The 25,023-nt window shown below is 72.5% G+C and carries 23 protein-coding genes and 1 tRNA gene; 4 read left to right on the forward strand and 20 right to left on the reverse strand.

Translation table 11 applies throughout. The features are described from left to right. Nucleotides 1–8: 8 nt before the first annotated feature. The 4 genes from atpB to V2J52_RS10505 all read right to left on the reverse strand — a co-directional run bounded on the left by atpB (nucleotide 9) and on the right by V2J52_RS10505 (nucleotide 3,434). Nucleotides 9–875 (reverse strand): F0F1 ATP synthase subunit A, encoded by an 867-nt coding sequence (gene atpB / locus V2J52_RS10490; RefSeq protein WP_434056418.1) that lies wholly within the window; start codon nucleotides 873–875, stop codon nucleotides 9–11. A 194-nt stretch (nucleotides 876–1,069) separates the two neighbouring features. Then, complete coding sequence (locus tag V2J52_RS10495; protein WP_331227632.1) at nucleotides 1,070–1,516, reverse strand: Cg1360 family ATP-synthase-associated protein; 447 nt, start codon at nucleotides 1,514–1,516, stop codon at nucleotides 1,070–1,072. Continuing rightward, a complete protein-coding gene (locus tag V2J52_RS10500) occupies nucleotides 1,513–2,619 on the reverse strand; it encodes an MraY family glycosyltransferase (RefSeq protein WP_331227633.1) in 1,107 nt (368 codons plus the stop codon). Before V2J52_RS10500 ends, V2J52_RS10495 begins: the two co-directional genes overlap by 4 nt. Then, the gene (locus tag V2J52_RS10505; RefSeq protein WP_331227634.1) at nucleotides 2,616–3,434 is read right to left on the reverse strand and encodes an L-threonylcarbamoyladenylate synthase; all 819 of its coding nucleotides are present in this window, start codon (nucleotides 3,432–3,434) and stop codon (nucleotides 2,616–2,618) included. Before V2J52_RS10505 ends, V2J52_RS10500 begins: the two co-directional genes overlap by 4 nt. A 51-nt stretch (nucleotides 3,435–3,485) precedes the next feature. Between V2J52_RS10505 and V2J52_RS10510 the strand changes: the two genes are divergently transcribed. Further along, complete coding sequence (locus V2J52_RS10510) at nucleotides 3,486–3,860, forward strand: VanZ family protein (RefSeq protein WP_331227635.1); 375 nt, start codon at nucleotides 3,486–3,488, stop codon at nucleotides 3,858–3,860. Here the strand turns inward: V2J52_RS10510 and prmC are convergent. From prmC to V2J52_RS10560, 10 genes are all read right to left on the reverse strand, one after another. After that, a complete protein-coding gene (gene prmC, locus V2J52_RS10515; protein WP_331227636.1) occupies nucleotides 3,808–4,788 on the reverse strand; it encodes a peptide chain release factor N(5)-glutamine methyltransferase in 981 nt (326 codons plus the stop codon). The genes V2J52_RS10510 and prmC overlap by 53 nt on opposite strands. Beyond that, complete coding sequence (prfA, locus tag V2J52_RS10520; RefSeq protein ID WP_331227637.1) at nucleotides 4,781–5,878, reverse strand: peptide chain release factor 1; 1,098 nt, start codon at nucleotides 5,876–5,878, stop codon at nucleotides 4,781–4,783. The genes prmC and prfA overlap by 8 nt, the downstream gene beginning before the upstream one ends. Nucleotides 5,879–6,016: 138 nt before the next feature. Next, on the reverse strand, nucleotides 6,017–6,235 hold the full coding sequence (gene rpmE, locus V2J52_RS10525; protein WP_331227638.1) for a 50S ribosomal protein L31: 219 nt from the start codon (nucleotides 6,233–6,235) through the stop codon (nucleotides 6,017–6,019). A gap of 153 nt (nucleotides 6,236–6,388) precedes the next feature. Continuing rightward, nucleotides 6,389–8,494 (reverse strand): transcription termination factor Rho, encoded by a 2,106-nt coding sequence (gene rho, locus V2J52_RS10530; RefSeq protein WP_331227639.1) that lies wholly within the window; start codon nucleotides 8,492–8,494, stop codon nucleotides 6,389–6,391. Nucleotides 8,495–8,695: 201 nt separating this feature from the next. Next, nucleotides 8,696–9,598: a homoserine kinase gene (gene thrB, locus V2J52_RS10535; protein WP_331227640.1), complete on the reverse strand. Its 903-nt coding sequence runs from the start codon at nucleotides 9,596–9,598 to the stop codon at nucleotides 8,696–8,698. A 1-nt stretch (nucleotide 9,599) separates the two neighbouring features. Further along, the gene (gene thrC, locus V2J52_RS10540; protein WP_331227641.1) at nucleotides 9,600–10,676 is read right to left on the reverse strand and encodes a threonine synthase; all 1,077 of its coding nucleotides are present in this window, start codon (nucleotides 10,674–10,676) and stop codon (nucleotides 9,600–9,602) included. Continuing rightward, nucleotides 10,676–11,980 carry a homoserine dehydrogenase gene (locus V2J52_RS10545; protein ID WP_331227642.1) on the reverse strand — a complete coding sequence of 435 codons (1,305 nt, stop codon included), beginning with the start codon at nucleotides 11,978–11,980 and terminating at the stop codon, nucleotides 10,676–10,678. The genes thrC and V2J52_RS10545 overlap by 1 nt, the downstream gene beginning before the upstream one ends. Before the next feature lie 86 nt (nucleotides 11,981–12,066). Beyond that, the gene (gene lysA, locus V2J52_RS10550; protein WP_331227643.1) at nucleotides 12,067–13,437 is read right to left on the reverse strand and encodes a diaminopimelate decarboxylase; all 1,371 of its coding nucleotides are present in this window, start codon (nucleotides 13,435–13,437) and stop codon (nucleotides 12,067–12,069) included. After that, a complete protein-coding gene (gene argS, locus V2J52_RS10555) occupies nucleotides 13,434–15,110 on the reverse strand; it encodes an arginine--tRNA ligase (protein WP_331227644.1) in 1,677 nt (558 codons plus the stop codon). The genes lysA and argS overlap by 4 nt, the downstream gene beginning before the upstream one ends. Nucleotides 15,111–15,191: 81 nt before the next feature. Beyond that, nucleotides 15,192–16,100 (reverse strand): flagellar basal body-associated FliL family protein, encoded by a 909-nt coding sequence (locus V2J52_RS10560; protein WP_331227645.1) that lies wholly within the window; start codon nucleotides 16,098–16,100, stop codon nucleotides 15,192–15,194. A gap of 212 nt (nucleotides 16,101–16,312) precedes the next feature. Between V2J52_RS10560 and V2J52_RS10565 the strand changes: the two genes are divergently transcribed. Further along, nucleotides 16,313–16,385 (forward strand) — tRNA-Arg (locus V2J52_RS10565). A gap of 1 nt (nucleotide 16,386) precedes the next feature. Here V2J52_RS10565 and V2J52_RS10570 read toward each other — a convergent pair. The 6 genes from V2J52_RS10570 to V2J52_RS10595 form a co-directional block, all read right to left on the reverse strand. Continuing rightward, the gene (locus V2J52_RS10570) at nucleotides 16,387–16,977 is read right to left on the reverse strand and encodes a TetR/AcrR family transcriptional regulator (protein ID WP_331227646.1); all 591 of its coding nucleotides are present in this window, start codon (nucleotides 16,975–16,977) and stop codon (nucleotides 16,387–16,389) included. Nucleotides 16,978–17,050: 73 nt separating this feature from the next. Then, a complete protein-coding gene (locus V2J52_RS10575) occupies nucleotides 17,051–17,839 on the reverse strand; it encodes a glycerophosphodiester phosphodiesterase family protein (protein ID WP_331227647.1) in 789 nt (262 codons plus the stop codon). A gap of 47 nt (nucleotides 17,840–17,886) precedes the next feature. Next, entirely contained in the window at nucleotides 17,887–19,293 is a 1,407-nt protein-coding gene (locus tag V2J52_RS10580; RefSeq protein ID WP_331227648.1) for a peptidoglycan DD-metalloendopeptidase family protein, read from the reverse strand. Between the two features lie 157 nt (nucleotides 19,294–19,450). Next, a complete protein-coding gene (locus tag V2J52_RS10585; protein ID WP_331227649.1) occupies nucleotides 19,451–20,404 on the reverse strand; it encodes a M23 family metallopeptidase in 954 nt (317 codons plus the stop codon). Nucleotides 20,405–20,524: 120 nt separating this feature from the next. Beyond that, nucleotides 20,525–21,574, reverse strand: a complete 1,050-nt coding sequence (locus tag V2J52_RS10590) for a hemolysin family protein (RefSeq protein ID WP_331227650.1) — start codon at nucleotides 21,572–21,574, stop codon at nucleotides 20,525–20,527. Further along, nucleotides 21,571–22,887 (reverse strand): hemolysin family protein, encoded by a 1,317-nt coding sequence (locus tag V2J52_RS10595; RefSeq protein ID WP_491062089.1) that lies wholly within the window; start codon nucleotides 22,885–22,887, stop codon nucleotides 21,571–21,573. The genes V2J52_RS10590 and V2J52_RS10595 overlap by 4 nt, the downstream gene beginning before the upstream one ends. Nucleotides 22,888–23,106: 219 nt before the next feature. Here V2J52_RS10595 and V2J52_RS10600 point away from each other — a divergent pair, with 219 nt between their 5' ends. Together V2J52_RS10600 and V2J52_RS10605 are read left to right on the forward strand one after the other, a co-directional pair. Further along, entirely contained in the window at nucleotides 23,107–23,844 is a 738-nt protein-coding gene (locus tag V2J52_RS10600) for a response regulator transcription factor (protein ID WP_331227652.1), read from the forward strand. A 13-nt stretch (nucleotides 23,845–23,857) separates the two neighbouring features. Beyond that, nucleotides 23,858–24,973 (forward strand): sensor histidine kinase, encoded by a 1,116-nt coding sequence (locus V2J52_RS10605; protein WP_331227653.1) that lies wholly within the window; start codon nucleotides 23,858–23,860, stop codon nucleotides 24,971–24,973. Nucleotides 24,974–25,023 lie beyond the last annotated feature (50 nt).

Here is a 25,023-nt window from a genome sequence, read left to right on the forward strand (position 1 = left end):
CGATCAGGTCAGTGCGCTTCCTCCGAGAGCTGGATGTACACCGCGGTCAGCAGGGTGAAGACGTAGGCCTGCAGGACCGCGATGAAGATCTCGAAGAAGGTGAAGGCGACGCCGCCGACCAGGGTGATGACGCCCAGGCCCTTCATGGCGCCGGACGCCTCGAGGAAGAGGTAGTGCGTCGCCCCGAAGGCCAGCACGAGCAGCAGGTGGCCGGCGACCATGTTCGCCAGCAGACGGATGGTCAGCGTGGCCGGGCGCAGGATGAAGGTCGAGAGGAACTCGATCGGCGTCAGGATGATGTAGAGCACCTTCGGCACGCCCGGGGGGAACAGCGAGGCCTTCAGGTACCCGCCGACGCCCTGCGAACGGACCCCGGCCGCGATGAACGCGACGTAGGCGATGAGCGCGAACAGCAGCGGGATGCCGATGACCGACGAGCCGGCGATGTTGAGGCCCGGGATGACGCCGGTGATGTTCATCGCGAACACCCCGAAGAAGATCACGGTCAGCACGGGAGTGGCACGGCGGCCGCTCTCCTTGCCGAGCACCTCCTCACTGATCTGCACCCGGACGACGTCCAGCGCCATCTCGGCAGCGCCCTGGAAACGACCGGGGACGAGCTTGGCGCGACGGGCGGCCAGCCAGAAGACGGTCACCAGGACGAGCGTGGCGATGACCCGCACCAGCATGATCCGGTTGAACTCGAAGACCGTGCCTTCGAACAGGATCGCGGGCGGGAAGAACTCTCCGAGGGTCGGAGCGTGGAACCCCTCGCCCTCGGCGGTGGCGGTGCTAGCACCGGCAGCCAGGGGGAGGAGGGTCGCGACGGCAGACAGGACGAACCCCCAGGATGAGTAGTCAGGATCTCGACGGATTTCACTTGCTGGCTCCGACGGACCGCAATGTCAGGATCGGCACCAAGCCTAACGTATGGCGGGCCCAAGTCCCCACCACCGCCGACACCGGTGGTGTGCCCGCAGGCTCCGTCGACCGCTCACCGAGAGCCCGACGGCCTCGCGCCGTGACCACGCGGGCACGCGTCGTCGGGCGCTGGGGTGGCGCGATGCTCTCAGTCTTGCGGGTCCTGGCCCGGCGGCCGCGCCTGCGACGGGTCCACGTGCGGCACCCGCGCGTGCAGCGCGGCACTCATCTCGATCGCCAGCGACCCCATGATCGCCAGCGCCAGTGTGATGAAGAACACGAGCGGGTCGTAGAAGTCACGGTCGCGCACGACCACCAGCACGACGAACACGATGATGATCTTCAGCAGCCAGCTGCCGACGAACGCGGCGCTGGCGACGTGCAGCGGCCGGTCGGCCGTCAGCCGCATGACCACGGTCGTGGTGAGCGCGAAGAACGCGACGATCCCGGTACCCATGAGCCCGCCCCACAGCCCCGGCATGCCCGCGGAGAGGTAGCCCACCAGCCCCCCGCCGACGCCGAGGACGACGAGGAGGACCACGAGGTGCCGCAGCACGGTGGTGAACATGGCACGCAGTGGCGAGTCGATGGTCATGCGGGGTTCTCCTGTCGGCGGCGGCGCCGCGCGGGGTGGACGACGGTGATGAGCAGGGCGATGACGACGCCGCCGGCGGCGACCGGCAGCACGACGCGGGCCTCGGCGACCGCCAGCGCCGCAGCACTGAAGGCGATGACGGCGGTCCACAGGTACATGACGAGCACCGCGCGGCGGTGGCTGTGCCCCCACGCCAGCAGCCGGTGGTGCAGGTGCATCCGGTCCGGCTTGAACGGGGACTGCCCGGCACGCAGCCGCCGGAAGACGGCCAGCGTCATGTCGAGCAGCGGCAGGATGAGGACGGCGACCGGCAGCAGGATCGGCAGGAACGCGGGCAGCACCTGCCCGGCGGAGAAGGTGGCCGGGTCGATCTGGCCGGTCACCGTGATCGCCGCGGCCGCCACGGTGAGGCCGAGGAACATCGAGCCGGAGTCACCCATGAAGATCCGCGCCGGATGAAAGTTGTGCGGCAGGAAGCCGATACAGGCACCGACGACGGCAGCCATCATCACCGCGGCGAGGCTCGAGTAGTCCCCCGGTGTCGCGGTCCGCGTCAGCAGGTAGGTGTAGGCGAAGAACGCCAGCCCGCCGATGCCGATCATGCCCGCGGCCAGACCGTCGAGGCCGTCGACGAAGTTCACCGCGTTGATCGCGACGACGACGACGAGCACGGTGGCGACGAGGGAGAGCCGCGCGGAGCCGATCGTCAGCCCGAAGACGGGGAAGGTGATGAGCTGGACGCCCTGCCAGGCAATGAGCACCGCGGCGAGGATCTGGCCGGCGAGCTTGGTCATCCAGTCGAGGTCCCAGATATCGTCCGCGACGCCGAGCAGGCACACGAGGGCGGCGCCGCCGAGGATCGCCCACGGCTGTGCGGAGCTGAACACGCCGTCGAGGAAGGGCACGCGGGACGCGACGAGCAGCGCGACGGCGAAGCCGGCGAGCATCGCGACCCCGCCGAGCCGTGGGGTGGGGACGGTGTGCACGTCACGGCTGCGGACCGGGGTGAGCGCATTGCTCACCCGAGCGAGGAAGAGCGCCAGCGGGGTCGCGACGAACGTCACCGTGGCTGCGACGAGCATGACGAGCAGATAGACCCTCACCGGTCGTCGGCACCGCCCTGCCCTGGCAGGTCGGGGTGGGCCGATGGCTCGGCGGCGGAGCCACTCTCCGGCACGGCGGCGTCAGCCGCGGTCTCGTCGGGCGCGTCGGCCGCGGTCTCGTCGGGCGCGTCGGCCGCGGTCTCGTCGGGCGCGTCGGCTGCGGTCTCGTCGTCCTCGGTCGGCGCCAGCTCGGGAGCGACCTCGGCCAGCTGCGCCAGGCTCAGCGCTCCCTCGCGCACGATCCGCAGCACCTCTCCGGTCGCGTCGATGATGGTCGACGGCACCGAGCCCGAGGTGGGCCCGCCGTCGAGGTAGACCGAGACGGCGTCGCCGAGCGCGGTGGCCGCCTCGAGCACGGTGGTGGCGGCCGGCCGGCCGTTGCGGTTGGCGCTGGAGACGGCCAGCGGCCCGGTGCGCGCGAGCAGCGCCAGCGCGGTCTCCTCGTCCGGCATCCGCAGCGCGACCGTGCCACCGGTATCACCGAGGTCCCAGGCGAGCGTCGGCTGCGCGCGGCAGATGATCGTCAGCGGCCCGGGCCAGAACGCCTCGATGAGCCGGTGGACGACGTCGGGAAGGTCGGTCGCCAGTCCGGGCAACGTCGCCGAGGAGGCCACCAGCACCGGCGGCGGCTGGTGACGGCCGCGGCCCTTGGCAGCGAGCAGCGCCGCGACCGCTTCGGGGTCGAAGGCGCCGGCCGCGACGCCGTAGACGGTGTCGGTCGGCAGCACGACGAGGTCGCCGTGGGACAGCGCCGTGGCCGCCTCGTCGAGCCCCTGGTCACGGGTGTCGTCACTGGTGCAGTCGTACACGCTCACGTATCGGATCCTCCCACGCGCCACCCCCGGTGGGTGACATGCTCGTCTGCCATGCGGTCCATCACCCGTGGCGCCGTTCTCGTCGCCTCCGTCGTCGTCCATCTTGCCGTGCTGTACGCGCCGCGGGTACCGGCGACCGACGTCGCCGGCCTGCCGGGCGCGGACAAGGTCGGCCACGTCGTGGTGTTCGCGCTCGTCGTCACCGCCGCGCTGTGGGCCGAGATACCCGCGCGCATCGTACTGCCGGTGCTGCTGGGCCACGCGGTCGTCAGCGAGCTGCTGCAGCACCTGGTGCTGGCGGGCCGCTCCGGCGACCCGTGGGACGTCCTCGCCGACGTCGTCGGCGTCGCGCTGGGGTGGGTGGCGTGGCGGCTCATCTTGGCGGTGCGACGCGCCGGGCGAGGACCATCCGGTCCCGGCCGGTGAGGTCGCGCGCCGTCCGGACGTCCTCGAAGGCACCCGTCGCGAGGCACATCTCGCGCGCCTCGGCGGCCTGCACCTCGGCGTGCTCCATGACGAACGTGCCCCCGGGAACGAGCAGGCGGGCGGCGGTGGCGACGACGGCGCGTGGCACCTCGAGGCCGTCGCTGCCGCCGCCGTAGAGCGCGAGCTGCGGGTCATGGTCGCGAACCTCGGCCTCGCGTGGCACCGCCCCCGGCGGGATGTACGGGGGGTTGGCAACGACGACGTCGACGGTGCCGTCGAGCTCCGGCAGCGCGGTCCCCGCATCACCGAGCACGAGCGTGACCGCGGGCGCATGGTCGGCGACGTTGGCGGCAGCGACGGCGGCGGCCTCCTCGCTCAGCTCCACCGCCCACACCCGGGAGCCGGGGACCTCGGTCGCCACCGCGAGCGCGATCGCCCCGGAGCCGGTGCACAGGTCGACCACGCGCGGCGCCGTGGTGCGCCGGGCGGCGACGATGGCCTCCTCGGCGACGAGCTCGGTCTCCGGGCGGACGATGAACGCGCCGGGGGTGGCCCGCAGGCGCAGGTGCCGGAAGAACATCTCGCCGGTGATGTGCTGCAGCGGCTCCCGCCGCCGTCGGCGCTCGACGAGCTCGGCGTAGCCGGCGATCTGCGTCGGTGTCGGCCGACCGGCCGTCACGAGGTGCCGGCCGAGGAGGTGCTCGGCGAGGAGCCGTGCGTCGTGCTGCGGTGACGGCACCCCCGCCTCGGCAAGGAGGTCGCCCGCCCCCCGGACCACCCCCCGCCACGACACCCCCACCCCCGCCCCGGCCCCTGCCCCATCGCCGACAGCGGGGTTGTCCGCGACAGCGGGGTTGTCCGCGACAGCGGGGTTGTCCGCGACAGCGGGGTTGTCCGCGCTGGGGTGGCGGACCGAGGGGTCAGGCATTCTGGTCGGCGGCCGCGGCGAGCCGGTCCGCGGCGTCGAGCTCGACGGCGGAGGCAATGAGCGCGGCGAGGTCACCGTCGAGGACGTGGTCGAGGTTGTAGGCCTTGAACCCGGTGCGGTGGTCGGCGATCCGGTTCTCCGGATAGTTGTAGGTACGGATCCGCTCGGAGCGGTCCACGGTGCGCACCTGCAGCCGGCGGGACGCCGAGGCGGCCGCCTGGGCCTCCTCCTGGCGGGCGGCGAGCAACCTCGCACGCAGCACCCGCATCGCCTGCTCCCGGTTCTGCAGCTGGGACTTCTCGTTCTGCATCGACACCACGATCCCGGTGGGCTCGTGGGTGATACGGACCGCTGAGTCGGTGGTGTTGACGCTCTGACCGCCGGGCCCGGAGGACCGGTAGACGTCGATCCGCAGGTCGTTGGCGTCGATCTCGATCTCACCGGGATCGTCGACCTCTGGCAGCACGAGCACCCCGGCTGCCGAGGTGTGGATCCGCCCCTGGGACTCGGTCACCGGCACCCGCTGGACCCGATGGACCCCGCCCTCGTACTTGAGGTTGGCCCAGACGCCGTCGGCCGGGTCCTGCAACGCGCCGCGGGACTTCACCGCGACGGAGACGTCCTTGTAGCCGCCGAGGTCGGACGCGGTGGCGTCGAGCAGCTGGGTGCTCCAGCCCTGCCGCTCTGCGTAGCGCAGGTACATCCGCAGCAGGTCGCCGGCGAACAGCGCCGACTCCTCGCCGCCCTCCCCCGCCTTGATCTCCAGGATGACGTCGCGCGCGTCGTCCGGGTCGCGCGGCACGAGAACCTCACGCAGCTCGTCGGCGGCAGTCTGGACCACCTCGCGCAGCTGCGGCAGCTCGTCGGCGAAGGACTGGTCGACCTCCGCCAGCTCGGCCGCCGCCTCGGCGTCGTCGCTGGCGCGGCGCCAGGCAGCGAACGCCGCCACGATCCGGGACAGCTCGGCGTAGCGCCGCCCGAGCCGCTTGGCACGGCCGGCGTCGGCGTGGATGGCAGGGTCGGCGAGCTCCTCCTCGAGCTGCGCGTGCTCGGCGAGCAACGGCTCGACCGCACCGAAGTCCTCAGTCATGGCGACCGCTTCTCCCTGTCATGTCAGTCCGTCCGGAACCACCGTCGCACCGGTCCACCGGGCCGGGATGCAACAACGCCGGCGAGACCTGGACCTGACACTGGTGTCGGCCCGGTCCCGCCGGCGCTGTGAAGGTCGCTACTTGCTCGCGGCCCGCTTGCCGTAACGCTGCTCGAAGCGCGCCACGCGGCCACCGGTGTCGAGGATCTTCTGCTTGCCCGTGTAGAACGGGTGGCAGGCGCTGCACACGTCAGCGTGCATCTCGCCGCTGGTGACGGTCGACCGGGTCTCGAAGGTGTTTCCACAGGTACAGGTGACCGTGGTGGCCACGTACTCGGGGTGAATTCCCTGCTTCATGCTGTCTCCTTGGGGTGCTGTGCCGCCGGGTCGGACGTGATGACCACGCCCGTGAACCGGCGAGCCGACGGTCCATCTTGGCAGAACCACGCGCTGCCGGAAAATCTTCCCGGTCACGAGGGGCAGTGACGCTCCCCACTCCCGGCCGTGAGATCAGTCGCTGCCCATGCCGGGCGTCGTCTTCTGCACGGTGAGCAGGAACTCGGCGTTCGAGCTCGTGTCGCGCAGCTTGCCCATGAGCAGCTCGATCGCCTGCTGCTGGTCGAGCGCCGCCATCACTCGGCGGAGCTTCCACATGATCTTCAGCTCCTCGGCGGACAGCAACCACTCCTCGCGGCGGGTACCGGAGGCATTGATGTCCACCGCCGGGAAGATCCGCTTGTCCGCGAGCGAGCGGGACAGCCGCAGCTCCATGTTCCCGGTGCCCTTGAACTCCTCGAAGATGACCTCGTCCATCTTCGAGCCGGTCTCCACCAGCGCGGAGGCCAAGATCGTCAGCGAGCCGCCGTCCTCGATGTTGCGGGCCGCACCGAAGAACCGCTTGGGCGGGTAGAGCGCGGAGGCGTCCACCCCGCCGGAGAGGATCCGGCCCGACGCCGGCGCGGCGAGGTTGTAGGCCCGCGACAACCGGGTGATGGAGTCGAGGAGCACGACGACGTCCTGCCCGAGCTCGACCAGACGCTTGGCACGCTCGATGGCGAGCTCCGCGACGATGGTGTGGTCGGTGGCCGGCCGGTCGAAGGTGGAGGCGATGACCTCACCCTTGACCGTGCGCTCCATGTCGGTGACCTCCTCCGGCCGCTCGTCGACGAGTACGACCATGAGGTGGACCTCGGGGTTGTTCGTCGAGATGGCGTTGGCGATCTGCTGCATGATGATCGTCTTGCCCGCCTTGGGCGGCGCGACGATCAGGCCGCGCTGCCCCTTGCCGATGGGCGCGACGAGGTCGATGACCCGGGCGGCCGTGGCCGAGGCAGCCGTCTCCAGCCGCAGGTGCTCCTGCGGGTAGAGCGGGGTGAGCTTGGCGAACTCCGGGCGCTGCCGCATCCCGTCGACGGGTGCTCCGTTGACGGTGTCCAGGCGCACCAGCGCGTTGAACTTCTGGCGCTGCTGCTGCTGAGACTCGCCCTCCTGCGGCTGGCGGACCGCACCGCTGACGGCGTCACCGCGGCGCAGGCCGTACTTGCGGACCTGGTTGAGCGAGACGTAGACGTCGTTCGGCCCCGGGAGGTAGCCGCTGGTACGGACGAAGGCGTAGCTCTCGAGGACGTCGAGAATTCCGGCGACGGGCAGCAGGACGTCGTCCTCGCTGACCTCCGGCACCTCGTAGCCGGAGAACTCGCCGGTGCCGCGGCGCTTACGGTTGCGGTCGCGGCTGCGGCGACGGCCCCGTGCACGCTCGTCGGCGTCGCGGCCGCCGGCCTGGTCCTGGTTGGGCTGCGAGGACTGCGAGGACTGCGAGGACTGCTGCTGGCGGCCGTCGCGGCGGGCGGCCTGCTCGGCCTCGACCTCGTCCCGCGGGGCCGGCAGCTCGATGGCGTCGAGGGACCGCAGCGCGCGCTCCCGTCGCTCCGGCTGCTCGCGCTGCTCAGCCTGACCACCCTGCTCGGGCTGGTCACGCTGCTCGGTCTGGCGGCGCTGCTCAGCCTGACCACGCTGCTCAGCCTGACCACGCTGCTCAGCCTGGTCACGCCTCGGCGCGCGCTCGCGGCGCTCCGGCTGCTCACGCTGCTCGGACTGGTCGCGTTGCTCGCGCCGGGGGGCACGCTCGGGGGCGGCAGCCGGCTCGGCGACGGCGACCGGCTCGGCGGCGTCGTCGATCGCCGACGCCCGTCCGGCGGTGTCGGGGCTGCCGGCGGCTGCCGACACCCGGCGTCGCCTCGGGCGGCCGCCGTTCCCGGCGGGTGCCGTGTCCGACGACGACGCGTCTGACGCCGACGCGTCCGACGACGGCGTCGACGTGGGCTCGTCGACCACGGCCGGTGCCGGGGCGTCGGCGGCCGTCGTGGGGGCGGCGCTCGGCGACTTCTTCGCCCGCGGCCGCTCGGCCGGCGGCGTCGTGCCCGGCGGCTGCGCCGCTGCGGGGCCACCGGCACGAGCCTCGCGGATGGCGGTGACGAGGTCACTCTTGCGAAGCCGGCCGGTGCCCTTGAGACCGAGCTGTGAGGCCATCGCCTGGAGCTCGGGGAGGCGCAGCGCGCTCAGCGAACCGGTGCTCGCCCCATCGCGGGCCACGGTGGCATCAAGCTGTTCTGTCACGAGGTTCCTTCCCTCGGGAGTCGGTCCACAGACCGGGTGAACCCGGCGCAGGGGCGCCGGGGCGAGGATGTCCGCGCTGCCGCGACCGAAGACACGGCACGGGATCGGGGAGGCGCTTCAGCACGACGTCGAATCGAGAGGATCCCGCTGGCACCGAAGCACCAGCCACTGTAGCAGCATGCTCGCACGTGCCGCGGCCGGTCAGGCAGGAGCGACGATCTGGGCCCCGTGCGTCGCCACCGTCGGGACGTGCACCTGCCAGCCGTGACGGACGAAGGTCGCCACCTGGGCCTCGCTCGTACGGGTGAGCACCAGCACGCTGGGGCCGGCGCCGGACACCACCGCCGGCAGCCCGAGCTCGCGCATCGTGTCGACCACCTGGAGCGACTCGGCCATGACGGCGGCTCGCTGACGCTGGTGGATCCGGTCCTCGGTGGCCGCGAGCAGCAGGTCGGGCCGGCGGCCGAGGGCGACGACGAGCAGCGCGGCCCGGCCCGCGTTGAACGCCGCGTCGGCGTGGCTGACCCGGTGCGGCAGCACCGAGCGGGCCTCGTGGGTGAGCAACGCACCGGGCGGCACGAGCACCGTCGGCTGGATGAACGTGCCGACGTCGATGGAAGCGGCGGCCGGGCCGTCGGCGCCGGTCCACGCGACGGTCGCACCGCCGTGGAGCGCGGGAGCGGCGTTGTCGGGGTGGCCCTCGATCTCGGTCGCCAGCGCGAGCACCGCACGGTCGTCGAGCGCCTCGGGCTCGTCGACCAGTCCCCGGGCCGCGACGAGGCCGGCGACCACCGCGGCGGCCGAGGACCCGAGCCCTCGCCCGTGCGGGATGCGGTTGCGGCAGCTGAGCTCGAGCCCTGCCTGCGGTGCCCCGACGTGGTCGAGCCCGATGCGGATGGCACGCACCACCAGGTGGTCCTCGCCGTCGGGCAGGGTGCCGGCCCCGCTGCCGGTGACGGTCACCCGGGTGGCACCGGTGGTGGCCCGCACCTCGATGCGGTCGGTGATGTCGAGGGCCAGGCCGAGGGCGTCGAAGCCGGGCCCGAGGTTGGCACTGGTGGCCGGCACGGTCACCGCGACGTGGTCCCGGGCGAGGCGAGCCACCTCAGTCCAGCCCGAGGGCGCGGGCGGCGGTGGCGAGGTCCGCCGGGATCACCTCGGGCTCGACCGAGGTCGCCCCGAGCGCGGTGGCGGTGTCCTTGAGACCGTTGCCGGTGACGGTGCACACGATGGTGGCGCCGGCGGGGACCGCCCCGCGCTCGGCGGCCTGGAGCAGCCCCGCGACGCTCGCCGCGGACGCCGGCTCGACGAACACGCCGACCTCGCGGGCCAGCAGTGCCTGGGCGTCGAGGATCTGGGCGTCGCTCACCGCGTCGATCCAGCCGCCGGACTCGTCGCGGGCCGCGATGGCGAGGTCCCACGAGGCCGGGTTGCCGATCCGGATGGCGGTCGCGACGGTCTCCGGGTTCTCCACGGGCGCGCCCTTGACGAGCGGCGCCGCACCGTCGGCCTGCACGCCCCACATCTGCGGGGTACGGGTGGCCACGGCCGCCAGCCCCGGCGCCGCGGTGGCGTACTCCTTGTAGCCCATCCAGTAGGCGGAGATGTTCCCGGCGTTGCCCACCGGCAGCACGTGGATGTCCGGGGCGTCGCCGAGCGCGTCGACGACCTCGAAGGCGGCCGTCTTCTGGCCCTGGAGCCGGAACGGGTTGACCGAGTTCACCAGCGCGACCGGGTACCGCTCGGCGAGGCCGCGCACGATGGTCAGGCAGTCATCGAAGTTGCCGTCGACGGCGAGCAGCGTGGCCCCGTGGACGATCGCCTGGGCGAGCTTGCCGGCGGCGATCTTCCCGGCGGGCAGCACGACGGCGCAGCCGAGGCCGGCGTGGGCGGCGTAGGCCGCCGCGGACGCCGAGGTGTTCCCGGTCGAGGCGCACACCACCATCTCGGTGTCGGTCGCGGCGACCTTCGACATCGCCATCGTCATGCCACGGTCCTTGAACGAGCCCGTGGGGTTGGCCCCCTCGACCTTGACGTAGACCCGGGCGCCGACCCGGCTGCTCAGCGCCGGTGCCTCGACGAGAGGGGTCCCGCCCTCCCCCAGCGTGACGACCGGGTCGCCGTCGCCGACCGGCAGCCGGTCGGCGTACTCGGTGATGATGCCGCGCCAGTGGTGCGCCATTACTCGTCCTCCACCCTCGTGACGGCCAGCACACGCTTGACCGCCGGAATACGTGCCACGGAGTCGGCCGTGGCCGCCAGTGCTGCTTCGTTGCCGCGGTGGGTGACGACGACGAGCTCGGCGCCCCCCGGCGACGGCGTCGACGTCTGGGCCACGGTCTGGATCGACACGCCGTGCTCGCCGAAGGCCCCGGCGATGCTCGCGAGCACGCCCGGGACGTCGTCGACCTCGAGCCGGAGCTGGAACTGCGTCGTCACCGCGGCGCTGCCGAGCACCGGCAGGTCCGCGTACCGCGACTCCGCCGGGCCCAGTCCGCCGTCCACCCGGTTGCGGATGGCCGCGACCATGTCGCCGAGCACCGCGGAGGCCGTGGGGGCCCCGCCGGCGCCCTGGCCGTAGAACATCAGCCGGCCGGCGGCCGCGGCGTCGACGACGACGGCGTTGAACGCGCCGTGCACCGTGGCCAGCGGGTGGTCGAGGGGCAGCAGTGTCGGGTGGACCCGCACCGTGATGCCCTCGCCGTCGTCGTGCTGGCGCCGCTCGGCGATCGCGAGCAGCTTGATCACGTGGTTGCTGTCCGCGGCGGCGGCGACGTCACCGGCGGTGACGTAGCGGATGCCCTCGACGGGCACGTCGTCGATGCTCACCCGGGTGTGGAAGGCCAGCGACGCGAGGATCGCGATCTTGGCGGCGGCGTCGTGGCCGTCGATGTCGGCGGTCGGGTCGGCCTCTGCGTAGCCCAGTGCCTGGGCGTCCGCCAGCGCCTCGCCGAAGCCCACCCCGCGGGTGGTCATCTCGTCGAGGATGAAGTTCGTCGTGCCGTTGACGATGCCGAGCACCCGGTCGACCCGGTCCCCGGCAAGCGCCTCGCGCACCCCGCGGACCACCGGGACGGCACCGGCGACGGCGGCCTCGTAATAGACGTCCACGCCCCGCTCCTCGGCGGCGCCGTAGATCTCCGGGCCGTGCGCGGCGAGCAGCGCCTTGTTGGCGGTGACGACGCTCGCGCCGGCCGCGATGGCGGCGAGCACGAGCGTCCGGGCCGGCTCGATGCCGCCGATGAGCTCGACGACGAGGTCGCTGCGACGCACCAGGCCCTCGGCGTCGGTGGTGAGCAGCTCTCCCGGCACCACCGGGTCGCGCGGCGCGTCGACGTCGCGCACCGCGATGCCGACGAGCTCGATGCGTGCGCGGGTGCGCGGGCCGAGGTCGTCGGCCTGTTCGTGCAGCAGGCGGACGACCTCGGTCCCCACGGTGCCGCACCCAAGGACGGCAACACGCACCGTCTGGAGCTCCTGCGTCATCGACTTCCTTCCGCTCGTGGTCTGGCGCCAGGATAGGCGCGTGCCCGGCGATGCCTCGCCGGGCGTCCACCCACCGGGTGGCGTCATCAGCCGACGTCGAGGCCGAGGACGTCGTCCTCGGTCTCCGGGCGGACGATGAACCGGGCGCTGCCGGCGGTGACGGCGAGCACGCCCGGCCGCGGGACGTGGTTGTAGTTCGACGCCATCGACCGGCCGTAGGCGCCGGTGGCCGGCACCGCGAGGAGGTCACCCCGGCGGATGTCACCGGGCAGCGCGACGTCGTGGACCACGATGTCACCGCTCTCGCAGTGCTTGCCGACGACGCGTGCGGGAACGGTCGACGCCACGCTCCGGCGGCCGGCGAGCGCCGCGGTGTAGTCGGCGCCGTAGAGCGCCGGCCGGATGTTGTCGCTCATCCCGCCGTCGACGGAGACGTACAGCCGGCTGCCGCCGTCCTCGAGGACGACCGGCTTGACGGTGCCGACCCGGTACAGCGTGAGCGCGGCCGGCCCGACGACGGCGCGGCCGGGCTCCACCGAGATCCGTGGCGCGGTGGTGCCCAGCTCCTCGCAGGTGGCGCGCACGACGGTGGCGAGCATGGTGGCGATCGCCGCCGGCTCCGGCGGGGTGTCGGTCCCGGTGTAGGAGATGCCGTAGCCACCACCGAGGTCGAGCTCGGGCATGTCCTGGCCGTGGTCGACCGCGACGTCGCGACGCAGCGTCAGCAGCGCCCGGGCGGCGACCTCGAAGCCGGCGAGGTCGAGGATCTGGGAGCCGATGTGGGAATGGAGGCCCAGCAGGGTGAGCTCGGGCCGGGCGAGGACGGCGTCGACGGCGGCGCGCGCGGCGCCGCTGGCCAGCGAGAGGCCGAACTTCTGGTCCTCGTGCGCGGTGGCGATGAAGTCGTGGCCGCCGGCGTGGACACCGGTGGTCACCCGGACCATCACCGGGGCGGGCAGCCCGAGCCGGCCGGCGATGCCGGCGAGCCGGTCGATCTCCTCGAGGGAGTCGACCACGACGCGGCCGACCCCGGCACGCAGCGCGCGCTCGAGCTCGTCGTCGGACTTGTTGTTGCCGTGCAGCGCGAGGTCTCCGCCGGGCACCTGTGCGCGGAGGGCGGCCGCGAGCTCACCGCCGGTGGAGACGTCGACCCGCATGCCCTCGTCGCGGACCCAGCGCAGCAGCGCCACCGAGGAGAACGCCTTGCTGGCGTAGTAGACGTCCGCGCCGGCGAGTGGCGCGAAGGCTTCCTCGAAGGCGGCCACGAAGGCCCGTGCCCGGGCTCGCACGTCGTCCTCGTCGAGCACGAACACCGGGGTGCCGAACTCCTCGGCAACCTGCCGCAGGTCGAGCCCGCCGGCCTCGAGCGCGCCGTCCCCGGTGCGCCGCACCGAGGATGACCACGGCGTGCGCGGGTCTCCCGGGGTCGGCTCCGGGGCGGCTGCCGGCCGACTCACATCCGCTCCGGGGCGCTGACGCCGATCATGTCGAGCCCGGTGGCGAGCACCTGGGTGGTGGCGTCGTTGAGCCACAGCCGGGTGCGGTGGGCATCGGTGACCGGCTCGTCGCCACGGGGTGTGACTCGGCACTGGTCGTACCACTTGTGGTAGGTCGCGGCGACGTGCTCGAGGTAGCGCGCGACCCGGTGCGGCTCTCGCATCTCGGCCGCCTGCTCGACGACGGTGGGCAGCTGGGCGAGCACCGCGAGCAGCGCACCGTCGGCCGGGTGGTCGAGCGTCGCGGGGTCGAACGCGTCCTCCCGGCGCACCTCGTGGCTGCCGGCGTTGCGGGCGACGTTGCGGGTGCGTGCGTGCGCGTACTGGACGTAGAAGACCGGGTTGTCGTTCGAGTTCTGGACGAGCAGGTCGAGGTCGATGTCGAGCATCGAGTCGCTCGACGACCGGGTGAGCGCGTAACGGGCGGCGTCCACCCCCACCGCCCCGACGAGATCGTCGATGGTGAGCACGTTGCCGGCACGCTTGGACATCCGCAGCGGCTCACCGTTCTTCAGCAGGTTGACCAGCTGGCCGATGAGGATCTGCAGGTTGACTCCGGGGGTGTCGCCGAACGCGGCGCACACCGCCATCATCCGGCCGATGTACCCGTGGTGGTCGGCGCCGAGCATGATGATGACCTCGTCGAAGCCGCGCTCGCGCTTGTCCAGGTAGTAGGCGATGTCGCCGGCGATGTAGGCCGCCTCGCCGTCGGACTTGATGACGACGCGGTCCTTGTCGTCACCGAACTCGGTGGTCCGCAGCCAGGTCGCGCCGTCGGCGTCGTAGACGTGTCCTCCCTGCCGCAGCCGCTCGACGGCACGCTCGACGGCGCCGGAGGCGTGCAGGGAGTCCTCATGGAAGTAGACGTCGAACTCGACGCCGAAGTCGTCCAGCGCCGTCCTGATCTCACCGAACATCCGCGCGACGCCACGGGCGCGGAAGACCTCCTGGGCCTCGGCGTCGGGCAGCGTACGGGGGTCGGGGTCACCGTCGGCGGCCGCGTCCTCGACGACCGCCGCGGCGATGTCGCTAATGTACTGCCCGCCGTAGCCGTCCTCGGGGGCGTCCAGGAACCGGGCGCGGGCGAGCAGCGAGCGGGCGAACCGGTCGATCTGCGCGCCGTGGTCGTTGAAGTAGTACTCGCGCACGACCTCCGCGCCGGTCGCCTGCAGGATCCGGGCGAGCGCGTCGCCGACGGCGGCCCACCGCACGCCGCCGATGTGGATCGGGCCGGTGGGGTTGGCGGAGACGAACTCGAGGTTGACCCGGGTTCCCGAGCGGGCGCCGCTGCGCCCGTACCCGGCCCCGGTGTCGACGATGGTGCGGGCCAGCTCACCGGCAGCCGCGGTGTCCAGCCGGACGTTGAGGAAACCCGGGCCGGCGATGTCGACGGCGGCGATCCCCGGCTGCTGGGAGAGGCGCGCGGCGAGGATCTCGGCCAGCGCACGAGGGTTGGTGCCGGCCGGCTTGGCGAGCTGCATCGCCACGTTCGTGGCCCAGTCGCCGTGCTCCCGCGAGCGTGGGCGCTCCACCTTGACCTCACCGATGGCGTCCGGGGGCATCGCGATGTCCCCGGCGTCGACGGCCTCGAGGAGGCAGGAGCGGATGAGCGCGGCGAGTTCGGTCGGAGTCACGCGTGCCAGCGTAGTGCGAGCACCCGACCGGGCCGAACTCACCGCTCACCGGTGGCCCACCTCATCGGGTGGGCCGGCTGCTCACAGCGGGAAGTTGGAGAAGAACTGCCCGACGTAGTCGGTGCTGCCGGTCACCTGGAAGGCGTGGCCACGGTCGGTGGTCCACACGTAGCTGCCGCGGCCATCCTCGAGGAGGAACGCCCAGTACGTGCCGTCGCCGTTGGTGTAGGTGTCCCCGGTCTCGACCTGCTCGGCACCGTCGAGGCCGTCGACGACCGTCTGCGCGAAGCCGTCCGCCGCGTCGTTGTCCGCCCACAGCGTGGCGAGCATCTCGATCTCCTCGTCGTCGCCGTTGCCGAACAGCCCGTCGTAGGCCTCGAGCGCGCCATCCTCCAGCACGGCCTCCGAGGGCACCCAGCCGTCGCTGTTGAGCGTGAAGGTCACGTCACCGACGCTCACCGTGTCATCGAGGTCCTCGAGCAGCTCGCCGGCGGGCGGCTCCTCGGTCGGCTCCTCCGACGTCGGCTCCTCCGACGTGGGCTCCTCGGACGAGGGCTCCTCCGACGTCGGTTCCTCCGACGTCGGCTCCTCGCTGGCCGTCTCTGTCGCCGTGGGAGCCGGTGCCGGCTCGTCGTCGTCGCCGCCGAGCAGCAGGACCGCAGCCACACCGGCCGCAATGAGCAGGATGACCAGGACGATCACCGGCACCAGCCACTTGCGGCGGCCGGGCGCAGGCTCGTCGTCATCGGCCGGATCGGCGGACGTGGTCTGGGAGTAGATGGTGCGGCCGGGGTCCGGCGCCTGGCCGTAGGACCCGGCGTAGCCCGCCGGAACCTCTTCGGTCGGCGCCTCCGGCACGTCGTACGGGGACTGGTCGAACGCCTGCGTCTCGTCGGCGGCCAGGTCGGGGGTGCTCGAGCCCGGGGCGTCGTCCGGGGAGCCGGCCTCGTTGGCCGGGTCGGTCGGGTCGGTCGGCGGCTGCTGCCTCATGGTGTCTCCTCCTGCGTCCCGTGCCGTCCCCGCGCGGGCGCGGCTGAGTTCGGCGGTGCGGCGTCTACCCTAGGACGTCGCACCGGCGTTGTCGCTCGGCAGGAGCGGTACCAGGCGCCTGCGGTGACCAGCGTCACGCACCCGATGTCAGGATCACCCGCCCGTCCTGATATCATCGGCTGGCGTCGTTCCCCCGGAAGTTCGGGGGATTGGCCCCTGTAGCTCAGTGGATAGAGCGTCTGCCTCCGGAGCAGAAGGTCGCTGGTTCGAATCCAGTCGGGGGTACTTATGCGTGAGGCCACCAGGACGGCAACGCCGCCATCACCTGGTCGGCGCGGGTGGCTGAGTCCGTCTCCTCCTGGGCCGACCACTCCCCCAGCGCCGCCGCGCAGGCAGCGCCGACCATCCGGGCCGCGGTCGGCGCGTCGAGGTCGATGACGGCGCCTCGATCGACGAGGAGCCGGTGCGCCTGCTCGGCGCGCGCCGACAACGCATCGATGACGACCCGCTGGAAGAAGTGGTCGCCGTCAGCGGCGAACATCCGGCGGTAGCGCAAGCGGTTCTCGGCGATGTGGTCGAGGAGCGCGACGAGAGCGTCGCGGTAGGCGGTAGCCATCGCCACTCGCCCCTCGGGCAGCTGCTCCTCGCTCACCACGGCGATGTCGTCGAGGAGCGAGGAGTAGAAGTCAGCCGTGAAGACGGTCACCGAGGAGAAGTGCTTGTAGAACGTGGTCCGGTGCACACCGGCGAGCCGGCACAGCTCCGAGACGTTGATGTCGGCCAGCGACTGGGTGCGCAGCAGCTCGTCCATCGCGTCGGTGAGCTGCGCCAGGGTACGCCGCGTGCGAGGGTCGCGCGCCATCGATCGGACCGTCATAGCCACAGTGTGCCACCGCCCTTCACATCGCGGGCAAGAATGCCGGACACGCGTGGCGCCGCGACGGGAGGCGTCAGCCGGCGGTTCCGGCCGGACCTGCAGGCCACTGGCCGCGCTCGCGCAGCACGTCGCGCAGCAGCGTCGGGCGGTCGGTGACCAGCCCGTCGACGCCGAGGTCGAGGAGCCGCGTCATCTCGGCCCGGTCGTCGATGGTCCACACGTGAACGTCGAGCCCCAGCGCGTGCGCCACGGCGACGAAGCCGGGGGTGACCACGGGGACCCCGCGGTGCTCGACGGGTACCTGGACGCAGTGGGCGCGCTGACCATCGGTGCGTCCCGGGTGCGGCACGCCGATCGCGCGGGCCGTCGCGGCACCGAGCCGTGCCGGCAGCGCGGCGGCGACGACGAGCCGTCGGATCTCGTCGGGGCCCATGCTCGTACGGGCCCGTCCGCCGGTGAGTCGGCGTACCGAACGCAGGCGGGCGTCGGAGAACGAGGAGAAGACGACCCGGTCGAGCGCCTCGTGCTCCGCGAGCACGCGCATCGTCGGGCCGACGACGGCGTCCTCCTTGAGGTCGATGTTCAGCAGCAGCGACGGGAAGTCCCGCAGCGCCTCGTCGAGCCGTACCAACCGGCCGCCGGAGCGGTCGCGCAGCAGCGCGGCCTGGTCCCAGCGCAGCGCTCCGAGCGGGCCCCGCCCATCGGTCGTGCGGTCGAGGGTGTCGTCGTGCAGCAGGACGACGACGTCGTCGACGGTGCGGTGGAGGTCGGTCTCGAGGTACTGGTAGCCCAGCGCGACGGTGTGCTCGAGGGCCGTCCGGGAGTTCTCCGGGACCTCGAGCCCGCCACCGCGGTGTGCCATGGCGATCGGCACGGACCGCCGACCGGGCGGCGTCGAGGTGCTGGGCGTCATCCGGCCCGGGGGCTGAAGCAGCTCGACGGCGCGACCATCGTCAGGCCGAGCGAGGCGAGGAAGGCCACCGGCTCGACCGTCGTGCCGTAGGCGCGGGTCGGGAAGGGGCTGTGGCTCTCGCCCGGCTCCTCCTCGTCCTCCTCGTCCGTGGGCGTCTCGCTCGCCTCGGCGCTGGGCGTCTCGCTCGGGCTGGGCGTCGGGGACTCCGTCGGTGAGGGCGTCTCGGTCGGCGGCTCGGTGGGGTCGGGGGTCTCGCCGGGGGTGGGCGTCTCGCCGTCACCGGGCGTCTCGCCGTCACCAGGCGTCTCGCCGTCACCCGGTGTCTCGCCGTCGCCAGGTGTCTCGCCGTCGCCCGGCGTCTCGCCGTCGCCAGGTGTCTCGCCGTCACCGGGCGTCTCGCCGTCACCCGGTGTCTCGCCGTCGCCAGGCGTCTCGCCGTCGCCCGGTGTCTCGCCGTCGCCAGGCGTCTCGCCGTCACCGGGTGTCTCGTCATCACCAGGTGTCTCGTCGTCACCAGGTGTCTCGTCATCGCCGGGCGTCTCATCGTCACCCGGCGTCTCGTCGTCACCCGGTGTCTCGTCGTCGCTAGGCGTCTCGGTCGCCGACGGCGTCATCGAGGTCAGCAGCGACGTGGTCGTCGTCGCCGGGCGCGTCTTCTGCAGGCCGAGACCGAGGCCGGCGTCAGAGGTGTGGATCTCGAAGTGCAGGTGCGGACCCGTGGAGTTGCCGTTGTTCCCGACCTCGGCGATGACCTCGCCCGCCTTGACGTCCTGACCCGGCTCGACGAACACGCCGTCGCGGTACATGTGCACGTACCAGCTGAAGAAGGTGGTGCCCTCGACCTCGTGCTCGACAATGACGAGCTCGCTGGACCGGCCCAGCCGGCCGGCGCCGGTGTAGACGACGGTGCCGTCGGCCACGGAGTGGATCGGCGTGCCGAGGGGCGCGGCGAAGTCGGTGCCGGTGTGCATCGTGTACGTGCCGAAGATCGGGTGGATCCGGTAGCCGTACGGCGAGGTCAGCCGGTAGCTGCCCGGGGCGACCGGGAACGAGACGCACACCGGTGACTCGTCGGCTGCCTCCTGCTCGAACGGGTTGCTGGACGCCGTCTTCGTCGTGGCGACACTTCGCGAGACGAGTGCGACCCCGGACCCCAACCCGTGGGCGCCGCTGGCGCTGACCGCCGCGGCAGCAGCCGTCGCATCGGCCTCCAGCGTGAGGTCAGCGGTGACGAATGCCCCCTGGCCGCCCTTGTGGGGCGACGGCGTGACGGCCGCGCCGCCGGAGAGGGCCATTGCCGCGATCAGCCCGACCGAGGAGGCGGCGACCACGGCACGTCGCCACCGGGAGGCTGGGAACGGGTACGGCAGGGCGTCGTTCGACGTCCCGTCACGCTCCGACATCAGCCGTCTCCCTCAACGCAGCGTCACGCAGGCACGTGACCGACCTCAGCGTAACGGAGGTCACAGCCCAGGGTCCATCTGGCGTCCGCCCGATGGACAGCGCGGCCGTCCGGTACGCGATCGCTGCCGCCCGGCGGACGATCGCGCGCCGGACGGGTCAGCAGGCGGCGGAGCCGCTCTCGAGCAGCCGTGCGTCATGGTCGGCCAGGAAGGCACCGGGGTCGGTCGTCGTGCCCTCGTCGTCGACATGGATCTCGAGGTGCAGGTGCGGGCCGGTGGAGTTGCCGTTGCTGCCGACCGCGCCGATGACCTCGCCGGCGCGGACCTCCTGGCCCTCCTCCACGTAGACGCCGTCGGCGTACATGTGGACGTACCAGCTGTCGAAGGTGACGCCCTCGATCTCGTGGCGGACGATGACGAGCATGCTGGACCGGCCGTCGATCCCGTTCCCGGCGTGGGTGACGACGCCGTCGGCGATGCCGTGGATCGGCGTGCCCGCCGGTGCGGCGAAGTCGGTACCGGTGTGCATCGAGTAGGTGCCGGCGATCGGGTGGACCCGGTTGCCGTAGAGCGAGCTCTGCGTGTAGGTGCCGGCAGCGAGCGGCATGACCACGCTCTCCCCGACGAACGCGGCACGGGCACCATTGGCGCCGGGCCCTCCGCTGTAGGTGCACATCGCCGCGTCGCGGTCGATCCCGCGCGAGGAGTGGACCAGGGCGCGGGCCGCGGCGTCGCCGTCGGACCTCAGCGCCGCGAGGTCACCCTCGTCCGACACCCGCAGCCGCAGGGCGGCGGCGTCGAGGTAGTTGAGCGCACTGTCGTCCTCCGGCACCGCGTCGACCACGACGGCCGGCGCGGGGGCAGCGTCGTCGCCACCGGTGAAGCCCACGAGCGGCGCGACGATGGTGGCCGCGCCCAGCGCGCCGAGGACGGCTGCCCGCGGCAGCCACCGCGGCGCCCAGGACCGCTGCGCGCGCTCCTCGCCGACAGCCGGGGTGGTGACTGACGCCGTCGCGCGCGAGCGAGCGAGGCGCGGAGCCTGGCGCTCGGCCTCACGGATCTGGCGTCGCGTCGTCGGTGCCGTTGGAGGCATCGAGGCGCGCACGGGCATAGAAGACCTTTCACAGGAAGCTGGGGAGGGCATCGACGACAGGGGCCGACGTGTCACGAAACCATAACGACCGGAACGTGGCATCGTCTATGACCGCGTCGAAACCTGTTCACAACCGGTTCACGCGGGCGTGCTGTGGCGCTGCATCGAGTCCGAGACCTCACCCACGAGCTCCTCGAGGATGTCCTCGAGGAAGACCACGCCAAGGGTAGGACCACCCTCCTCACGCACTGCGGCGAGATGCGTGCCGGTCCGTTGCATCGCGGTGAGGACGTCCTCGATCTCCGCGCCAGGCCGCACATTCACCAGCCTGCGGACCCGCCAGCTGGGCACCGGCACCGTCCGCGCGTCACCGTCGGCGTAGAGCACGTCCTTGACGTGGAGGTACCCCTCGATGAAGCCGTCCGGTCGCGCCACCGGGAACCGCGAGAAACCTGTTCGCGCCACGGCCTGCTCGAAGTCCTCCGGGGAGCAACCGGCCGGAAGTGTGGTCAACCCCACTCGCGGGATCATCACCTCGCGGGCGTCCTTCTCGGAGAACTCGAGGGCCCCGCTCAGCAGGCCGAGGTCGTCGTGGAGCAGCCCCTCGGCCATCGACCGCTCGACGATCGCGGCGACCTCCTCGGCGGTGAAGGCGGACGTGACCTCGGCCTTGGGCTGCACCCCGAACACCCGCAGCAGCAGGTTGGCCAGCCCGTTCATCGCGCGGATCACCGGCGACAGTGCACGGCTGACGACGACCAGCGGCGGGCCGAACCACATCGCGGCCCGCTCCGGCGTGGTCACCGCGAGGTTCTTCGGGACCATCTCGCCGATGACGACATGGAGGTAGATGACCACCGCCAGCGCCACCGTGAAGCCGACGACGTGCGACGACGCGGCGGGCAGCCCCAGGCCGATGAGCGGCACCTCGACGAGGCGGGCGATCGCCGGCTCAGCGATCGCGCCGAGGCTGGTCGAGCACACCGTGATGCCGAGCTGGGCGCAGGCCATCATGGTCGTGGCGTGCTCCATCGCCCACAGCACGGTACGGGCACGGCGCGACCCGGCCGCGGCGAGCGGCTCGATGCGGCTGCGGCGCGCGGACATGATCGCGAACTCCGCACCGACGAAGAACGCGTTGACCGCGAGCAGCAGCACCCCGATGAGGAGCGCGGCGCCGATACTCATCGTGCCTCCTGTGACTCACGCACGCTGCACCGCAGGCGCTCGACGCGCCGACCGTCCATGACCTCGACGCGCAGCACCACCGACGGCAGCTCGACCGTGTCGCCGACCCGCGGGATACGTCCTAGCCGCGCCATGACGAGGCCGCCGAGCGTCTCGTAGGGACCGTCGTCGGGCGCCGCGAGCTGTGTCTGGAGGGCGAGCTCGTCGGGGCGCAGCACGCCCGGGACCATCCAGCTGCCGTCGGGGGTCTGGTGGGCGCCGGCACGACGTCGGTCGTGCTCGTCGGCCACCTCGCCGACGATCTCCTCGACGACGTCCTCGAGGGTGACGATGCCCGAGGTGCCGCCGTACTCGTCGACGACGACCGCCATCTGCATGCCGTCGTCGCGCAGCGACACGAGCAGCCTGGCGAGCTGCACCGTCTCGGGCACCCGGGGTGCGGTGATCATCAGGCTCGACGCCGTCACCGGGACCTCCCCGCGGCGCTCGTGCGGCACCGCGATGGCCCGTCGCAGGTTGACGAGGCCCACGACGTCGTCGTCGTCGTCCCCGATGACGGGGAACCGGGAGTGGCCGGTGGCGCGGGCGGTGGCGACGATGTCGGCCGCTGTGGCGCCGCGCGGCAGCGTGACCATCCGGCCCCGGTCGGTCATGACGTCGACCGCGGTGAGCGCGCCGATGCCGATCGACCGCGTAAGGAGGGTCGCGGTCCGCAGGTCGAGCGTGCCCTTCTCCGCCGAGCGCCGCACCAGGGCCGCGAGCTCGCTCGCCGAGCGGCCGCCGGACAGCTCGTCGACGGCCTCGACGCCGAACCACCGCAGGATCGAGTTCGCGTTGCCGTTGAGCAGCGAGATGACCGGCCGCAGCACCGTGGTGAAGGCTCGCTGGAGCGGGGCCACGAACCCGGCGGTGGCGAACGGCTCGGCGAGCGCGAGGTTCTTCGGCACGAGCTCGCCGAAGATCATCGAGAACGCGTTGACGATGATGAGGGAGACCACGACGGCGACCGGGACCGCAGCAGCCTCGGCGAGCCCGGCAGAGCCGAGCGGGCCGGTGAGCATGTCCGCGAGCGCGGACTGCGTCGTGTAGCCGAGCAGGATCGTGGTCAGCGTGATGCCGACCTGTGCGCCGGACAGCTCCATCGAGAGCTGGCGCAGCGAGCGCTGGACGCCGACGGCGCGGCGGTCACCGCCGGCGACGCGGCGGTCGACGGTCGCCGGGTCGAGGGCGACGAGGGAGAACTCCGCCGCGACGAACAACGCCGTCCCCGCGGTCAGGACCACTCCGAGCAGAAGCATGAGCCAGTCGATCAGCACCGGGGTGACTCACTCCCCGAGGTTGCGGCAGCTACGGGATCTCTCCCGTAGTCGGGACTTCGTCCCGGTGGCTCCTCACGTGCCGCGCTGCCGCCGGCGGGACGTCGTCCCCGAGCGGTAGATCGTCGGCCGGTATGTCGTTCACCCATAGTGGCCACACGATACCGGGTCGGGGCGGTGCTCCACACCGGAGGCCACCTGTGCCAAGGTGGCGCCATGGCAACGAACCCGGACGACGTGGTCACCAAGGTCCTCGTGGTCGAGGACGAGCCGGAGATCGCCGCCCAGATCGCCCACCGGCTGACCGCCGAGGGGTGGCGTGTGGAGATCGCCGGCGACGGCCTCGGCGGGGTCGCGGCCGCCCGCACCTTCCTGCCCGACGTCGTCGTGCTCGACGTCATGCTCCCGGGGATCGACGGGCTGGAGGTGTGCCGACGGATCCAGGCCGAGCGCGAGGTGCCGGTCCTCATGCTCACTGCCAGGGACGACGAGACCGACATCCTCGTCGGCCTCGGGGTCGGTGCCGACGACTACATGACCAAGCCGTTCTCGATGCGCGAGCTGCTCGCGCGCCTCAAGGCGCTGCTGCGCCGGGCGGAGCGGGCGCACCGGACGGCGGCAGCCCCGGGGACCGAGCCGGTCGAGCCGCCGCTCGTGCTCGGCGACCTCGAGATCGACCGCAACCAGCGACGGGTCCGGCGCGGCGGTGAGGAGGCGCACCTGACGCCGACCGAGTTCGACCTCCTCGTCTGCCTGGCGGTGCGGCCCCGCACCGTCCACTCCCGTGAGCGGCTGCTCGCCGACGTGTGGGACTGGGCCGACGCGTCTGGCACCCGGACCGTCGACTCCCACGTGAAGGCCCTGCGCCGCAAGCTCGGCGCCGACCTCGTGCGCACCGTGCACGGTGTCGGCTACGCGCTCGAGCCGGTCGAGGGGACGGCCGAGCAGGCATGACCGGCGGCGCCCGGTGACGCCTCCCGACCAGTCGGTGCGCCACGCCCGCAGCGGGCTGCGCGCGGCGCGGTGGCGCCCGCTCGACGGGCTGCGCTCCATCAAGACCAAGCTCGGTGTGCTCGTCGCGGTCACCGTCACCGCGGCCGCCTTCATCACCTGGCTCGGGCTGCACAACCAGCTGGGGCCGACCCGGACCTTCCCGCTCGCCATCGTGGCCTCATTGATCGTCACCCAGCTGCTCGCCCACGGCATGACCTCCCCGCTACGGGAGATGACCGCAGCGGCCCGGGCGATGGCGCGCGGCGACTACTCACGACGGGTGACCGCGACCAGCAAGGACGAGGTCGGCGAGCTCGCGCGCGCGTTCAACCAGATGGCCGACGACCTCGCCTCCGTCGACAACGCCCACCGGGAGATCGTCGCCAACGTCTCCCACGAGCTGCGGACCCCGCTCTCCGCGCTCCAGGCCCAGCTGGAGAACCTCGCCGACGGCGTGACCGCCCCGGACCCGGCCACCTTCGAGCGAGCGCTGCGCCAGACCGAACGGCTGGGCAAGCTCGTCGAGTACCTGCTCGACCTGTCCCGGGTCGAGGCCGGTGTCGTCGGGCTGGAGCTGGCCGACGTGTCGGTCCGCGAGATCGTCGACGACGCCGTCGCCGAGGCGGAGTCGGCGACCGAGGCGGCCGGCCGCGACGTGCGGTGGCAGGTCAGCGTGGACCCGCCGGACCTGCGGTTCCGGGTGGACCCGGTCCGCCTCGCGCAGGTGCTCGCCAACCTGCTCGGCAACGCCGCCCGCCACACGCCGGCCGGCACCCTCGTGCGGGTGCGGGCCGGTGCGACGCTGCTGCGCGGGGAGGTGGTCATCGACGTCGTCGACTCCGGCGAGGGGATCCCGGTGGCCGACCGCGAGCGGATCTTCGAACGCTTCCAGCGCGGCGACGCCGCCCTCCACCGGGGCGCGACCAGCTCCGGCGGCACCGGGCTGGGGCTGGCGATCTCCCGCTGGGCGGTGGAGCTCCACGGCGGTCGGATCAGCGTCGTCGACTCAGCTGCCGGCGAGGGGGCCACGATCCGGATGCGGCTTCCCACGCGAGGGCCGCGGCAACCCCGCCCGGAGCGTGGACATTGAATGCCGCGGACTGACGGACAGTTGACCGGGCGTTGGGACTGACGGCCCGG

This window comes from Georgenia sunbinii (assembly GCF_036421875.1).
GTDB lineage: Bacteria > Actinomycetota > Actinomycetes > Actinomycetales > Actinomycetaceae > Georgenia_B > Georgenia_B sunbinii.

What these genes read in the sequence shown, in the direction of transcription:
- V2J52_RS10570 (WP_331227646.1), bottom strand. Translation starts at nt 16,977, where the DNA reads ATGACGGTCCGATCGATGGCGCGCGACCCTCGCACGCGGCGTACCCTG.
- prmC (WP_331227636.1), bottom strand. Translation starts at nt 4,788, where the DNA reads ATGCCTGACCCCTCGGTCCGCCACCCCAGCGCGGACAACCCCGCTGTC.
- V2J52_RS10600 (WP_331227652.1), top strand. Translation starts at nt 23,107, where the DNA reads ATGGCAACGAACCCGGACGACGTGGTCACCAAGGTCCTCGTGGTCGAG.
- V2J52_RS10495 (WP_331227632.1), bottom strand. Translation starts at nt 1,516, where the DNA reads ATGACCATCGACTCGCCACTGCGTGCCATGTTCACCACCGTGCTGCGG.
- V2J52_RS10545 (WP_331227642.1), bottom strand. Translation starts at nt 11,980, where the DNA reads ATGACGCAGGAGCTCCAGACGGTGCGTGTTGCCGTCCTTGGGTGCGGC.
- prfA (WP_331227637.1), bottom strand. Translation starts at nt 5,878, where the DNA reads ATGACTGAGGACTTCGGTGCGGTCGAGCCGTTGCTCGCCGAGCACGCG.
- V2J52_RS10590 (WP_331227650.1), bottom strand. Translation starts at nt 21,574, where the DNA reads ATGAGTATCGGCGCCGCGCTCCTCATCGGGGTGCTGCTGCTCGCGGTC.
- V2J52_RS10585 (WP_331227649.1), bottom strand. Translation starts at nt 20,404, where the DNA reads ATGCCCGTGCGCGCCTCGATGCCTCCAACGGCACCGACGACGCGACGC.
- thrC (WP_331227641.1), bottom strand. Translation starts at nt 10,676, where the DNA reads ATGGCGCACCACTGGCGCGGCATCATCACCGAGTACGCCGACCGGCTG.
- V2J52_RS10580 (WP_331227648.1), bottom strand. Translation starts at nt 19,293, where the DNA reads ATGTCGGAGCGTGACGGGACGTCGAACGACGCCCTGCCGTACCCGTTC.
- V2J52_RS10575 (WP_331227647.1), bottom strand. Translation starts at nt 17,839, where the DNA reads ATGGCACACCGCGGTGGCGGGCTCGAGGTCCCGGAGAACTCCCGGACG.
- V2J52_RS10560 (WP_331227645.1), bottom strand. Translation starts at nt 16,100, where the DNA reads ATGAGGCAGCAGCCGCCGACCGACCCGACCGACCCGGCCAACGAGGCC.
- V2J52_RS10510 (WP_331227635.1), top strand. Translation starts at nt 3,486, where the DNA reads ATGCGGTCCATCACCCGTGGCGCCGTTCTCGTCGCCTCCGTCGTCGTC.
- rpmE (WP_331227638.1), bottom strand. Translation starts at nt 6,235, where the DNA reads ATGAAGCAGGGAATTCACCCCGAGTACGTGGCCACCACGGTCACCTGT.